11 protein-coding genes are annotated in these 12,862 nt (G+C 64.7%); 2 read left to right on the forward strand and 9 right to left on the reverse strand.

Translation table 11 applies throughout. The features are described 5' to 3' along the window. Positions 1–122 precede the first annotated feature (122 nt). Both KM135_RS04360 and KM135_RS04365 read right to left on the reverse strand, forming a co-directional pair. Positions 123–1,553: an NAD-dependent succinate-semialdehyde dehydrogenase gene (locus KM135_RS04360; RefSeq protein ID WP_221712749.1), complete on the reverse strand. Its 1,431-nt coding sequence runs from the start codon at positions 1,551–1,553 to the stop codon at positions 123–125. 254 nt (positions 1,554–1,807) lie between these two features. Then, a complete protein-coding gene (locus tag KM135_RS04365; RefSeq protein ID WP_221712750.1) occupies positions 1,808–3,229 on the reverse strand; it encodes an MFS transporter in 1,422 nt (473 codons plus the stop codon). 213 nt (positions 3,230–3,442) lie between these two features. Between KM135_RS04365 and KM135_RS04370 the strand changes: the two genes are divergently transcribed. After that, the gene (locus KM135_RS04370) at positions 3,443–3,961 is read left to right on the forward strand and encodes a nuclear transport factor 2 family protein (RefSeq protein ID WP_221712751.1); all 519 of its coding nucleotides are present in this window, start codon (positions 3,443–3,445) and stop codon (positions 3,959–3,961) included. 247 nt (positions 3,962–4,208) lie between these two features. After that, positions 4,209–5,111, forward strand: coding sequence for an SDR family NAD(P)-dependent oxidoreductase (locus tag KM135_RS04375; RefSeq protein ID WP_221712752.1), 903 nt, complete (start codon positions 4,209–4,211; stop codon positions 5,109–5,111). 63 nt (positions 5,112–5,174) lie between these two features. On the opposite strand, the gene KM135_RS04380 is transcribed toward KM135_RS04375, so the two are convergent. The 7 genes from KM135_RS04380 to KM135_RS04410 form a co-directional block, all read right to left on the reverse strand. Continuing rightward, positions 5,175–6,851 carry a formate--tetrahydrofolate ligase gene (locus KM135_RS04380; RefSeq protein ID WP_221712753.1) on the reverse strand — a complete coding sequence of 559 codons (1,677 nt, stop codon included), beginning with the start codon at positions 6,849–6,851 and terminating at the stop codon, positions 5,175–5,177. A 78-nt stretch (positions 6,852–6,929) separates the two neighbouring features. After that, complete coding sequence (locus KM135_RS04385) at positions 6,930–7,796, reverse strand: methylenetetrahydrofolate reductase (RefSeq protein ID WP_221712754.1); 867 nt, start codon at positions 7,794–7,796, stop codon at positions 6,930–6,932. 177 nt (positions 7,797–7,973) lie between these two features. After that, a complete protein-coding gene (ligM, locus tag KM135_RS04390) occupies positions 7,974–9,386 on the reverse strand; it encodes a vanillate/3-O-methylgallate O-demethylase (protein WP_221712755.1) in 1,413 nt (470 codons plus the stop codon). Between the two features lie 260 nt (positions 9,387–9,646). Next, complete coding sequence (locus KM135_RS04395; RefSeq protein ID WP_221712756.1) at positions 9,647–10,189, reverse strand: VOC family protein; 543 nt, start codon at positions 10,187–10,189, stop codon at positions 9,647–9,649. Beyond that, on the reverse strand, positions 10,174–10,920 hold the full coding sequence (locus KM135_RS04400; protein ID WP_221712757.1) for an alpha/beta fold hydrolase: 747 nt from the start codon (positions 10,918–10,920) through the stop codon (positions 10,174–10,176). Before KM135_RS04400 ends, KM135_RS04395 begins: the two co-directional genes overlap by 16 nt. 16 nt (positions 10,921–10,936) lie before the next feature. Beyond that, a complete protein-coding gene (locus tag KM135_RS04405) occupies positions 10,937–11,950 on the reverse strand; it encodes a zinc-dependent alcohol dehydrogenase family protein (protein WP_221712758.1) in 1,014 nt (337 codons plus the stop codon). A 92-nt stretch (positions 11,951–12,042) separates the two neighbouring features. Further along, the gene (locus KM135_RS04410; protein ID WP_221712759.1) at positions 12,043–12,846 is read right to left on the reverse strand and encodes an IclR family transcriptional regulator domain-containing protein; all 804 of its coding nucleotides are present in this window, start codon (positions 12,844–12,846) and stop codon (positions 12,043–12,045) included. Positions 12,847–12,862 lie beyond the last annotated feature (16 nt).

Consider the following 12,862-nt stretch of genomic DNA (forward strand, 5'->3'; position numbering starts at 1 on the left):
CTGAGTAGGGACTGAGCTTGTCGAAGTCCCGTATCGAAGCACCGCAGAACAACCCTTCGATACGCCGCTTCGACAAGCTCAGCAGCTACTCAGGGCGAACGGATTTCTCTTGATCTCCAGCCTCAGCCCTCGTGGACCGCCTTGGTCACGAGGCAAGCCTGCAGGCCTTCCGGCCCATCCTCATGCCCATGGCCAGACCATTTCACACCACCGAACGGCGAGTCCGCGCCGCCGATGGCGACGCTGTTGATGCCGAGCATGCCGGTCTCCACTTCGCGGGCGATGCGTCGCTGCATCTTGACGTCGTTGGTCCAGCTATAGGCGGCAAGGCCATAAGGCAGGCGATTGGCCTCCGCGATCATGTCGTCGGCGCTGCCGAACGGATTGATGAGCGCGACCGGGCCGAACGGCTCCTCGTTCATGATCTCGGCATCGAGCGGAATTTCGCTGAGCACGGACGGGGCGTAGAAAAAGCCCTGATTGCCGAGCCGTTCGCCGCCAGTGTGCAGCGTCGCGCCGGCCGCCTTGGCGCCGCCGATCAGGCGCTCCATGGCGTCCGGGCGGCGCGGATTGGCCATCGGACCCATCTGGATGCCGTCGTCCAGGCCATTGCCGACCTTGATCGCCTTGGCCCGCTCGGCAAAGCCGGTGCGGAACTTGTCGAATATGTCTTCCTGCACGATGAAGCGCGTCGGCGAGACGCAGACCTGCCCGGCATTACGGTATTTGTGGCCGACCATGACGTCGAGCACGCGATCGACATCCACATCGTCGAACACCAGCACCGGCCCGTGACCGCCCAGTTCCATGGTCGTGCGCTTCATGTCCTCTGCCGCCAGCTTGGCAAGATGCTTGCCGATCACAGTCGAGCCGGTGAAGCTCAGCTTGCGGATGATCGGCGAGGCCAGCAGATAGCGCGAGACTTCGTCCGGCACGCCGAACACGGCCTGCGCCACTTCCTTGGGCAGCCCGGCGTCGAGCAGGCACTGCAGCACACCGAGCGCGGAGGCCGGCGTCTCTTCCGCCGACTTCATGATGACCGAGCAGCCCGCCGCGATCGGCGCGCCGAGCTTGCGACCGGGATTGCCGAGCGGGAAATTCCACGGCGAGAAGGCCGCGACCGGGCCGACCGGCTGATAGGTCACCGTCGAGCGCGTGCCCGCCGGGCGCACCAGCGTGCGGCCATAGATGCGGAACACTTCCCCGGCGTAGAACTGGAAGAGCCCCGCCACCATCATCACCTCGATGCGGCTTTCGGCGAGCGGCTTGCCCTGCTCCATCGTGGCGATGCGAGCCAGCATGTCCTGCCGCTCGATCAGCAGCCGCGCCGCACCGTTGAGGACCGCCGCGCGCTCTTGCGGCGAAGAGTTCCGCCAGCGCACGAAGCCGCGCTGTGCGGCCTCCAGTGCCCGGTCGAGATCGGCCGTGGTTGCCAGCGGCAGCGCGCCGATCGTCTCGCCCGTCGCCGGGTTGACGATGGCAAACGTGTTGCGGTCGCCGCCGCTGACGGCCTCGCCGTCGATGATCATGTGCAGGGCGGGGTAGCTCGTCATGGCCGTCCTCTCCGAAGGATATCGGGATAAAAGGCACGGCGGGCAAACATGCCCGCCGGCCGAGATTTTCGCTTCACCCCTCTCGGGGCAAGATGGTGAGTCGTCAACTACTCTTCGCTGCCTGATCCTCCCCGTGTCGGGGAGGTGGCAGCCCGCAGGGCTGACGGAGGGGGCGTGCGGAGTCGCGCAACGCCGCCATCCCCCTCCACCCCCAACCTGCGGTTGGCGGTCCCCCTCCCCGCTCCGGGGAGGATTTACGCCGCTGTTGCCTTCGCAGCTTCAGCCTCGATCGCCTCCAGTCGCTCGATCTCCTCGCGATAGGGCTTGCAAGCGCGCCACATGCTGATCGTGGCGAGCGGCAACAGCACGATCGCGGTGTAGAAGATCGCCTTCCAGAGGTCCGCCTCATTGCCGACGATGCGCTGCGCCACCGTGCCGATCACCAGGCTGCCCATGGCGCCGAAGAAGGTGAACATGAACAGGTAGAAGGCCGTGATCTGCCCGCGCATGGACTGCGCCGCGACGCGCTGCACGGCGGCATTCTGCGCGGGTGCGCCGGCCAGACCGAACATGGTCGCGATCGCCATGCAGGCCATGGACAGTTCGCCGCTCGGCATGAGCGGGGCCGAGATAGTCAGGATCGTCACCGCCGTGAAGCAGATGGCGGCCGTGCGGACATTGGCGTCCTTGTATTTCTTGGCGAAGAACGAGACCATGACACCGCCAAGCACGAGGCCGATGAGCTGGGCGACCAGCAGCATCGGCGCCAGGATCGAGCCGATCTGCCCCTCGTCCATGCCATAGGTGCGCACGAGGAACGGTACGCGCCAGAAGCCGAAGCCCTGGCTCTCCAGCGCGCTCAGCGCCAGCGCGATGAACAGCGGATAATAGACGCGGCCCTGCGAGTGGATCGCCTTGATCGCATCGAAGCCCATGAAGGTCGCGACCGTGCGGCCGAAGCTCGCTTTCTCCGGAATATGCACCTTGTCGGCCACGCCTTTGCGGCGCGCCGGCTCTTTGATGAACAGGAAGAGCAGAGCCGCCGGGAACGACAGGCAACCGAGCCAGATGAGGATCCACTGCCAGCTATGGATGCGCAGCCCCATGAAATCGCTGATGCCCCAGTCCGCCGTCGCCACGATCATCTTGCCGCCGAAATAGACGCCCAGCGTGGTGCCGCCGATGAAGCCGAACTGCAGCAGCGCGAAGGAGATCGGGATCTTCTTGGGTGGGAACATGTCGGCGATGAGCGAGTAGGAGCCGGGCGCATGCGCCGCGCCGCCCGCCCCCAGCAGCATGCGCGAGGCGATGAACTGGTAGAAATTCTGGGCAAGGCCGCTCAGCATCGTGACGCCGCCGGTGACGGCCGCGCTGATCGCGAGAATGTAGCGGCGAGGATAGAGATCGACGAGGCGCGCGAGCGGGACGCCCACGAACACGTAGAAGATCACGCTGGCCGGACCGCCGAGGAAGCCGAGCGCTTCGTCACCCAGACCGAAGTCGATCTTGATCCGCTCGGCCAGCATGCCGAACACGGTCGCATCGAAGAAACTCAGGAAGGTCGCGATGATGATGACCGTGAGGCCATAATAGGCGGCCGGGCTCGACGGCCACTGATGCGCCTGCGCGCCCGCGTCGGTTGCCGGCGCCTGCCCCGCGGAGGGTGCGATTGCCATATGTTATTCCTCTCTCTCTGACCCTGAAAAGCAGTGCCCGGCCCTGCCGATAAACCGCTCTGACCTCACCCGAGTTTTGCGCAACGTTGATTCTGTCCGAAATGTTGCGCAGCCCCGTTTCCATGCTTTAGAGACGATACGCAAGGGCCGTGCAAGCCCGCCACATTTCATCAGGCGTCACGCCACGGGACGCGCAAGGGAGCGGGGGGAGCGATGACGAACGAAATGGGCAATGCAGCAGGCGTGCAGGAGCGCTATGCGCAGGACCGCGCTGCCATTTTGCAACTCGAGGCGGAGTATCTGCTGGCGCTCGATTGGGGCGACGCGGAATCCTATGCCGCCCTGTTCGCGCCCGAGGGCGTGCTCGAATGGGCCGGAGGCCGCGCCGTCGGTCCGGCCGAAATCTTCAAGGAAATGACCGCCTACAAGGAGGTGGTCGCGCGCGTCTACGGCACGGACAGCGCGGGAAATCCCGTCAAACTGCGCCATTTCGTCACCAATCAGGCGATCTATGTCGAGGGCGAGACGGCACGGGGCGTCGTCTACTGGTTCGAGATGGCGAACAACGGTCCCGGCGACAGTCCGCTGATCGGCAGCTATGGCCATTATGAGGACGCGATGCGCAAGGTCGATGGCGTCTGGAAATTCGTCAGCCGCCGCATCTTCAACGAGCAGGTGCCGGGGCGCCAGTCCGGCCCGGACAATCCGGCGCGCGCGGCGCGGCAGCCGTGACGATGCCCCCGCCCTGCCCTCTCGGCCTTGATTTCGTTCCGCTGAAAAAGGGGCTGTCCTACAGGGATGCCCCTTGGCACGCTGACCCCGGCGAGGCGCTGATGCGGTCAGCCCGACTCGGCGAAAGGCGATTTTAAATTGCGGCGACCCCCGAACTTTCCGAACCTTCGCAAGATTGTTGCGCGGATGATGGATGCGGAACGGGCACAGGCGCGGGACGAAAATCACCCCCAATGAAGGAAGACAGATGATCGATTTCGCCGGCCGAACGGCCTTCGTCACCGGTGGCGCCAATGGCGTCGGGCTCGGCATTGCCCGCGCCCTGCTCGCCGAGGGCTGCAAGGTCGCCATTGCCGATATCCGCCAGGACTCGATCGACAAGGCGCTGGAGAGCTTCGACAATCAGGAAGCGATGGGCATCAAGCTCGACGTCGCGAGCCGCACCGACTTCCCGCGCGCCGCCGATGAGGTGGAGGAGCGGCTCGGCCCGGTCTCGCTGCTGTTCAACAATGCCGGCATCAACCTTTTCCAGACGATCGACGACTCCAGTTTCGACGACTGGGACTGGGTGATGGGCGTCAATCTGCACGGCGTCATCAACGGCTGCATGACCTTCGCGCCGCGCATGAAGGCGCGAGGCTTGGGCGGTTACATCGTCAACACCGCCTCCATGGCGTCGTTCCTCGCGGCCGGCGCGCCCGGCATCTACAACACGACCAAGTTCGCCGTGCGCGGCCTGAGCGAGTCGCTGCGCTACAGCCTCGCGTCGCACGGCATCGGCGTGTCCGTGCTCTGCCCGGGGCTGGTGAAGAGCTACATCTATGCGAGCGACGCCGTCCGCCCGGATGGCCTCAAGAGCGAGATGAAGGCGGTGGACAGCGCTGCGGTCGAGCGGATGGAGCAGCTCCACCAGCACGGCATGGAGCCGGACGTCATCGCCGCGCGTGTTCTGGATGGCATGCGCGAGAACCGCGCCCACATCTTCCCGCACCCCGAGTTCCGCGACGAGCTGGAAGAGCTGTTCGGCGAAGTCCTCGCCGACTTCCGCGACTATCCGCAGGACCCCGGCTACGAGCAGCGCACCGGCTTCGAGAAGATGCGCCGCGAGAGCTACCGCAAGGGCCGCGAAGCCGCCCGCAGCGCGACGTGACCATAATGAAGAAAGGGCCCGGGTCGCCCCGAGCCCTTTCTTTCAATCGCTTATCAGGCGGTCTTAGAACAGGCCCTGAATCTGGCCCTTCTCGTCGAGCTTGATGAAGTCCGCCGAAGGCGTCTTGGGCAGGCCGGGCATGCGCATGATATCGCCGCAGACTGCGACCACGAACTCGGCACCGGCCGAGAGGATCACGTCCTTGACCGGAACGACATGGTCGGTCGGGGCGCCGCGCAGGGCCGGGTCGGTCGAGAAGCTGTACTGCGTCTTGGCCATGCAGACCGGAAGGTGACCGTAGCCGTCGGCTTCCCAGCCCTTGAGCTTCGAGCGGACGCTGGTGTCGGCCGTCGCCTCGGTCGCGCGGTAGATGCGCTTGGCGATCGTGTCGATCTTGTCGAACAGCGAAAGGCTGTCGTCATAGATCGGCGCGAAGTTGGACGAACCGCTCTCGGCCAGCGCGACGACCTTGTGCGCCAGCTCCTCGGTACCCTTCGAGCCGTTGGCCCAGTGGCTGCAGAGCACGGCCTCGGCACCAGCGGCAGCCGCGATTTCCTTCACGGCCTCGATTTCCTCGGGCGTGTCGGTGATGAACGAATTGATCGCCACCACGGCCGGAACGCCGAACTGGCGGATGTTCTCGATGTGACGGGCAAGGTTGACGCCGCCCTTCTTGACCGCAGCCGGGTTCGCCGTGCCGAGATCGGCCTTCTCGACGCCGCCATGCATCTTGAGCGCGCGGACCGTCGCGACGATCACCGCGGCAGCGGGCTTCAGGCCCGCCTTGCGGCACTTGATGTCGAAGAACTTCTCGGCGCCGAGGTCGGCACCGAAGCCGGCTTCGGTCACGACATAATCGGCGAGCTTCAGCGCCGTCTTGGTCGCCAGCACCGAGTTGCAACCATGCGCGATGTTCGCGAACGGGCCGCCGTGGATCAGGACCGGATTGTTCTCCAGCGTCTGCACGATGTTGGGCTGCAGCGCGTCCTTGAGCAGCACGGTCATCGCGCCCGAGGCATTGAGCTCGCTGGCGAGAACCGCCTTGCGCTCCCGCGTGTAGCCGGCGTGGATGTTGCCGAGACGACGCTCGAGGTCCTGAAGGTCAGAGGAGAGGCAAAGAATCGCCATGACTTCCGAGGCCACGGTGATGTCGAAGCCATCCTCGCGCGGATAACCGTTCGAGACGCCACCCAGCGAGTTCACGATCGAGCGCAGCGCGCGGTCGTTCATATCGAGCACGCGGCGCCATGCGATGCGGCGCGGGTCGAGGCCGAGCTTGTTGCCCCAGTAGATGTGGTTGTCGATCAGCGCGGAGAGCAGGTTGTTCGCCGAGGTGATAGCGTGGAAATCGCCGGTGAAGTGGAGGTTGATATCCTCCATCGGCACGACCTGCGCATATCCGCCGCCGGCCGCGCCGCCCTTGACGCCGAAGCACGGGCCGAGCGAGGGCTCGCGCAGAGCGGCGACGGTCTTCTTGCCGATGGCGTTGAGGCCGTCCGACAGACCCACGGTCGTGGTCGTCTTGCCTTCGCCCGCCGGCGTCGGGTTGATCGCGGTCACCAGGATGAGCTTGCCATCCTGATTGCTCTGCACGCTGTTGATGAAGTCCCAGCTGAGCTTGGCCTTGTACGGACCATAGTTCAGCAGCGCTTCCTGGGGGATGCCGACCTTGGCACCGACCTCGGCAATATTCTGCATCTTCGCTGCGCGCGCGACTTCGATATCGGAGCCTTGAGCCATGTTCCTCGTCCTTCCTGTTGCGAAACCGGCCCGCCTGGAAAACGCGCGGCCCGGCTAACCGATGTGACCAGCGGGAGCTTAGATGCCCTGCTTGTCCTTGAAGTTCACGATCCACTCGTTGGTCTTCACCAGACCGCCGAACGGATAGAAATGCAGATGCGTCTTGCCGTGCTCGGGGCCGAGCTCCGGTACCAGATCGGCGATGACCGGATCGGGACCCGCGCTGCCGATCAGGCTGGTGATCGAGAGGCCGTACTTCTTGACGACCTTGGCCGAGGTGCCGACGCCGCAGCGGGCGGCGAAGCGCAGCAGCGTCTTGATCGACGCCGGCCCAGCGAGACCGATGCGCACCGGGCCATCAATGCCCTCCGCGCGGATCTGCTTCAGCCAGTCAAGCACCGGATCGGCGTCGAAGCCGAACTGGGTCATGATCGAATAGTCGATGCCCTGCTCCTTGAGCGACGCGACCTTGTCGTGCATCGCCTTCACCAGCTTCTCGTTGGTGATATCGGGATGGCCCTCGGGATAGCCCGAAATGCCGACATGCTCGATGCCATACTCCTTGAGCGTGCCCGAATTGATGACCGCGAGCGCGTCGTCATACGGACCGAGCGGCTCGGAGGGGTCGCCGGCGATCACGAAGACATGCTTGAGGTCGATCTGCGCCTTGAGCATATCGAGGAAGCGGTTGAGATCTTCCTTCACCAGCAGGCGGCGGGCCGAGATATGCGGCACCGGCTTGAAGCCCAGATCCTGGATGGCGCGCGCCGCGACGACGCGGTCCTCGAACTCGGCGCCGGGCAGGAAGGTGCAGGAGATCAACGTGCCCTGCGGGATCATGTGCGCGGCATTCTGCAGCGCCTCAACGTCCTTCGGCGTGATTTCGAGCGAGTAATCGGTGAACAGCGTCGAAAGCGCCGTCTTGTCCAGGGTCGCGGTAGCCATTGGGTTCCTCGCCTTATGTATTGGCGTCGAGACGCCTCAGTATCTCCGTTCGCCCTGACTAGCTTCGCTCAGGGCGGACGGAGATACTCAAACGGAAGAATATCCGACCAGGTCCGGCCGGGTCGCTGCGGGCGACCATCTCGCGTGGAGACGGCCGCCCGAAGCCAGTCAATCAGATCAGGCGTTGACGGTCTTGCGCCAGCCGCCCTGATAGGTCTCGCGCGCGGTCACCGAATAGGGAACCGGGCTGACAACGACGCGAACCGCGAGCTGCTTGTGCGGCTCGACAGTGGTCTTGCGCGTACCGCCATTGGGCTCGCCCCACAGGACCGTCAGTTCGGTGCCGACCGGGATCTCGTGATCGATCGTCGCGAGCGAAAGCGCGCGCTTCTCATTGTACGAGTAGCCGGTGAACATCGACATGCCGACATTGTTGCCAGCCGCATCGAGGACGGCGTCGGCGTTCGTGCTCGCATAGTTGGCGAGCGGCAGGTCGAAGAACTTGTAGTGCGAGTCGGCATCCGCGTCGAACAGCGACGCATAGATCTTCGCCATGTCGTCGCCGTTCCAGGCCAGCGTGACCTTCTTGCGCTGGGTCGACAGGTCGAGCGCCTTGAGCGCGTCGGCACCGTGGAAGTCGTGGTCGAACTTCACGAACGGACCATAGCCGATCTCGTAAGGATTGACGTAATAATCCTCGATGTTGCTCGACTCGAACGAACCACCGATGGCGCCAGCCGATTCATAGCTGTTGGCCGGGAGCCACTCACGATAGGCCTTGAGCTTCTCGCCGGTGTAGATGGCGGGCAGCGGCGACGGGATCCAGCCCGACTCCAGCGTGTTCGACGGATAGGCGCGCGAGCCGACCGGGATCAGGCCGAATTCGGCACCGGCTTCGAGGATCGCGTTGCGGACCTTCTCCTGGGTCTCATAGGGGCCCCAGATTTCCAGACCCGGCGCGCCGGCCATGCCGTGACGCAGCGTGCGGATGGTCTCGCCGGCGATGTTCATCGTCGACATGTTGAAGAACTTGAGCTGCTCGAGCTTGCCGCCATGCAGCTTCTCGATCACGTTCCAGGCATTCGGACCCTGGATCTGGAAGCGCCAGGAAATGCGGTGCACCGGCTTGCCCATCGGGCGGCTCGGCGAGCGGTCGTCATGGACGATGTCGACGTCATAACCGCCGGTGGCGCCATGATACATCAGCCAGTTGGCGGCCGGGGCGCGGCCGACATACACGAACTCTTCGGGAGCGAGATAGAAGATGATGCCGTCGCCGATGACATGGCCATAAGGCGTCACGGGGACGTACTGCTTCGCCTTGTTGGGCTCCCAGCCCTTGGGCGAGTTGATCATCGTGTCGGAGAGGAGCTTCAGAGCGTCCTTGCCGCGGATGTACAGATCGACCATGTGGTGCGTCTGGTCGAAGAGAACGGCGCTGTGGCGCCAGGCCCACTGCTCGGTGCGCCAGTTCGAGAATTCCGGAGCGACGACCGGGTACACATAGGCACCGATCTGGCTGTTGCGGAGCAGGTCGACCGGATTGCCGGCGGCTGCAAGCACTTGTTCGAGGTTGGTAGGTGTCGGCATTGCGAATTCCTCTCCTTGGTAATCGCCAGGTACAGGTCAGCCTTCGACTGACATATCGAATCAATGGACGGCGCGGAACATACGTATTTTTGTATGTTACACAAACGAAAATTTGGCGACCGATTTTGCTGCAACTGCACAATGAATCGACGGAATACCGGGGTATTCCGTCGCATCATGGTTGACGTTCGTTGACCAGCGTTACCGCGCCCACCCGGTCGCGCCGGCGAGGACCTCTTACCTGCGGCGCAAGGCGATCGTCAGAGGAAGGAGCGGACGGGATCCTTGCCGTCCCAGTCCTGCGTCGCTTCCCAGAAGCGATGGAAACCGGCCTCCATGCCGGAGGTCACGGGGATGAGCTCGACGAAGCCGGGCGCGCCCTCCCCGCCCTCAAAATAGGCCACTTTGCCGCCAGTCGGCACCTGCGCGCGATGCGCCAGCACTTCGCCACGGGCAATGCGGCGCGCGACCTCATCCTCGATATCTTCCTGCGCGACACCGAAATGGTGGAAGCCATAACCGACCTTGTCGATGGTCTCGCGATAGACGGAGGGCTCGTTGTCGAGCGGCTGCAGCAGCTCGATGTTCATCGATCCCGCAAAGCTCATCGCGATGGTCACATTGGCGGTGTTCGGCTTGCCGCGATAGACATGCTCGGGGGAACCGAAACTGTCGAGCAGGAACCAGGGGCCGACGCCCATCTTCTCGATCCACCAGGCAATGGCCTGATGAATGTCCTCGACCACATAGGCCATCTGGCAGATCGTCCCGACCTCCGCGCCATAGCTCAGCTTCTTGGGCATGCCACTCTCTCCTCGGCAAGATTGTTCAGGGCTGCTGCCAGCTGGTCCGGCACGCAGACAAAGGGACTGTGATCGCTCTCCAGCGTGACGATACTGGCAAAGGGCAAGGCCGCGCGCATCGAGCGCTGGACCTCAATGGGGAAGCAGCGATCCTCGGTGCATTCGACATAATGGCGCGGCACACTGTGGTAGCGCTTTTCGCTGAGGCGCAGCTTTGTACCGAGCGGGCGGACGGGCTCGGCGATCAGTCGCGTGGCACTGTCGGCCTGATCCTGCGGGGTGCAGAGATTGTAGAAGACGGGGATAGCCGCGTCCGGCGCGAAGGCGATGCCGAGCCCGTCGGCGACGGGACTCAGCGCCTCGCCGAAGCGATCTTCTTCCATCGCAGCGCCAATCGCATCGTAGAGGCTCTGGCCGTCCAGCACCGTGGCGGTCGAGATATAGACGAGCGCGCAGAACAGCTCCGGTGCCAGCTCCGCCGCCTGACTGATAACGAGACCGCCGCGGCTATGGCCGCAGAGGATGACGGGCGCCGGCAGCTTGCGCGCTTCCGCCACCACGAATTGCGCCCAACCCTCCAGCGAGACGGCGGCGAGCGCTTTCGCGTCTCCGCCCATGCCCGGCAAGGTCGGCGCGGCCATGACATGACCCGGTGCTTCCAGCGGCGCGCGCAGCCGATCGAAGCACCAGCCGCCGTGCCACGCGCCGTGGATCATGAGGAAACTCGCCATGGCGGCGCTCTCCAGATCAGCCGACTTCGATCACCACCTTGCTGAACAAGGACGGCGAGGTCGCGTAGGCATAGGCCTGCTTGACGTCCTCGAAACCGAAAGTTGCCCCGACGACGGGCTTGATGCCGTTGGCGTCGATCGCATCATGCAGCTTCTCGGCCATGCGGCGCGACCCAACGAAGATGCCCCGGATGATGCTGCCGGTCATCATGAGGGCCGAGGGATTGGGACCACCGACCGGATTGAGGACGCCGATGAGCGCGATTTCGGCATTGTGGCGTAGCGCGGCGAGGCTCTGCTGGACGGTGCCAGCGCCGCCAACCTCGACCACCTTGTCAACACCGCCGAATGTCGCGGCGATATGCTGGCCCCAGTTCTCGACGTCCCTGTAGTTTACGCCCTCGTCGGCGCCGAGGCCCTTGATCCGGTCGAGCTTGGCATTGTCGGAAGAGGTCGCGATGACCTGACAGCCGGCCGCCTTGGCAAGCTGAAGCGCAAGCAGCGAGACACCGCCGGTGCCGAGCACCAGCACACGGTCGCCGGGCTTGATTGGCCGAGGCCCTTCGAACAGAGCGTTCCAGGCCGTGACGCCCGCGCAAGGCAGACACGCCGCCTCGGCATAGCTCAGCGATTTGGCGATGTGGACGATGCCGTTCTCGGGCAGCACGACGGTCTCGGCCAGCATACCGGGCGCACCGGCCGCGCCGAGCGCGACGCCCATGTGCGGATTGGGCGGGCCGTCGAGCCAGTTCTGGAAGAAGGTCCCCGCGACGCGATGGCCGACCTTGAAGCGGGAGACACCCGCGCCAACGGCAATCACCTCTCCCGCCCCATCGGACAATGGCACGATCGGCGCCGGAATCGGCCCGCCCAGATAGCGGCCGAGCACGATGGCCTGATCCCGATAATTGAGCGAGCAGGCACGGACGCGGATCGCGACCTGCCCCGGGCCTGGCGTTGGATCGTCGAGCGTGACGAGATTGAGATCGTCGAGCGACGTAGCTCCCGCCGACAGCTGCCATGCGTGCATATTCAGACCCTCCTGTTTCCTGACCTGCCATGCCCTTGGCGCGGCGAAGCGCCAGCAGCAAGGCCCAATGTTTCAAGCGGCGAAACGGGCGGTCAGGCGTCGCGGTTGGCCGCCAGATCCGCCGAAATAGCCTGCGCCGCGCGCTTGAGCGCACCGAGATGACGCTGCACGACCGTCGCGGTCTCGCTGCGGCGCTGAAGCCAGGTGATGTTGATCGAGGCGACCGGAAACGCGCCGAGCATGACCGGCACGGCCATCGAACGCCGGCCATCCTGACGCACGGCCTGCCAGTCGCGATCGGCCCAGGGGTGGAACGGCTCGCGCAACGCATAGCCACGCTCGCGGATCGCTGCCAGCAGCTCGTCAAGCAGACGCTCGCCCGAGCCGTCATCCTGCTGCGGGCGCAAGCGCTTGACGATTGCCGCGCGCTCATCCGCCTGACAGGCAGCGAGATAGGCGCGGCCGGTCGCGGTGTGCAGGAACGAGAGGCGGCTGCCGACCGGGCCGAGCGGGATCGCATCGAGCCGGAGCAAAGGCGCATTGGTCTCGACGATCTCCAGGCAATCGGCCTTGGGCACGGCGATGGCGGACGGCCAGGCGACCTGTTCGGACAGGCGCGCCATATGCGGCGAGGCCGCCTCGGCAATGCCCTGACTGGTCAGCTCGCCCGAGATGCGACCACTGCGGGCACTGGGCAGGAAAGCCCCGTCGGCCAATCGCTGCCAGATATGGCCATGTTTGCCGAGCGTGACGACCATGCGCAGCAAGGTTGCCTTAGGTAGGCCCAGCGCCAGATGAAGCTCGTGCAGATTGGCGCCCTTGCGCCGATCGATCTCGGACAGCACCTGAAGCCCGCGCTCCAGCGCGCGCACAGTCTTGACCTTGCGTTCGATCAAGCTCTCTCTCCTTCGC

The organism is Sphingobium xanthum (assembly GCF_019737615.1).
GTDB lineage: Bacteria > Pseudomonadota > Alphaproteobacteria > Sphingomonadales > Sphingomonadaceae > Sphingobium > Sphingobium xanthum.